Here is a 1,652-nt window from a genome sequence, read left to right on the forward strand (position 1 = left end):
CCGATGACGACGATCTTGTCCCGGTCGGAGGCGTCCGCCTCGCACTCTTCCTCATAGGTGGAGTACATGTAGGCGGTGTCAGAGGCGAATTCCGCGGCACAGGTGTCCACCCGCTTGTACACCGGGCGGATGCCCAGGTCGTGGCGCAGCTTGCGCAGGCTGACTTCGGAGATGCCCAGCAGCTTGGCCAGTCGTGCGTCGGAGAAGCCCTTGCGCTTGAGGCGGAACAGGGTGGCCTGGTCGATGTCGGCCTTGCCGGCGCTCTTCAGGGCCTCCTCCTCTTTGATCAGGTCTTCGATCTGCACCAGGTACCAGGGGTCCACCCTGGTGTGGGCGAACACGTCTTCGACACTCAGGCCGGCGCGGAAGGCGTCACCGATGTACCAGATGCGGTCGGCGCCGGGGACGTTCAGTTCCTGGGTGAGGATTTCCCGGGAATTCTCGGAATCCAGGTCTTCGAGTTTCTCGTCGAAGCCTTCGGAGCCCACTTCCAGGCCGCGCAGGGCTTTCTGCAGGGATTCCTGGAAGGTGCGGCCGATGGCCATGACCTCACCCACGGATTTCATCTGGGTGGTCAGGCGGGCGTCGGCCTGGGGGAATTTCTCGAAGGTGAACCGGGGGATCTTGGTGACCACGTAGTCGATGGACGGTTCGAACGAGGCCGGGGTGACGCCGCCGGTGATTTCATTCTGCAGTTCGTCCAGGGTGTAGCCAATGGCGAGTTTGGCCGCGACCTTGGCGATCGGGAAGCCGGTGGCCTTGGAGGCCAGCGCCGAGGAGCGGGACACCCGGGGGTTCATCTCGATGACGACCATGCGGCCGGTGTCCGGGTTGATGCCGAACTGGACGTTGGAGCCGCCGGTTTCCACACCGATCTCACGCAGCACCGCCAGGGAGGCGTTGCGCATGATCTGGTATTCCTTGTCGGTGAGGGTCTGGGCCGGGGCCACGGTGATGGAGTCACCGGTGTGCACGCCCATGGCGTCGAAGTTCTCGATGGCGCAGACGATGATGCAGTTGTCGTTTTTGTCGCGGACAACTTCCATCTCGTACTCTTTCCAGCCGATCAGGGACTCGTCGATCAGCAGTTCGTTGGTGGGCGAGAGGTCCAGGCCGCGGGTGCAGATCTCTTCGAACTCGTCCCGGTTGTAGGCGATGCCGCCGCCGGAGCCGCCCATGGTGAAGGACGGGCGGATGATGCACGGGAAGCCGATGTCATCGGCCACTTTCCAGGCTTCCTCCATGGAATGGGCGATGGTCGCCCGGGGGCATTCCAGGCCGATCTTCTTCATGGCCTTGTCGAAGCGGTCCCGGTCTTCGGCCTTGTCGATGGTGTCGGCGTTGGCGCCGATCATTTCCACGCCGTGTTTCTCGAGGATGCCGTGGCGCTCCAGATCGAGGGCGCAGTTCAGCGCGGTCTGGCCACCCATGGTCGGCAGCAGCGCGTCCGGCTGCTCCTTCTCGATGATCTTCTCCACCGTCTTCCAGGTGATCGGCTCGATGTAGGTGGCATCCGCCATCACCGGGTCGGTCATGATGGTCGCCGGGTTGGAGTTCACCAGGATCACCCGGTAGCCCTCTTCCCTCAGCGCCTTGCAGGCCTGGGCCCCGGAGTAATCAAACTCGCACGCCTGTCCGATCACGATGGGGCC

1 protein-coding gene is annotated in these 1,652 nt (G+C 63.6%); it reads right to left on the minus strand.

Annotation, left to right across the window (positions count from 1 at the left end; all coding sequences use genetic code 11):
* Positions 1–1,652: carbamoyl-phosphate synthase large subunit (gene carB / locus MLD04_RS17620; protein ID WP_248160715.1), on the minus strand; the 1,652-nt coding region annotated here is incomplete at both ends.

It is taken from the genome of Marinobacter koreensis, assembly GCF_023156285.1.
In the GTDB taxonomy this organism is placed as follows: Bacteria; Pseudomonadota; Gammaproteobacteria; order Pseudomonadales; family Oleiphilaceae; genus Marinobacter; species Marinobacter koreensis.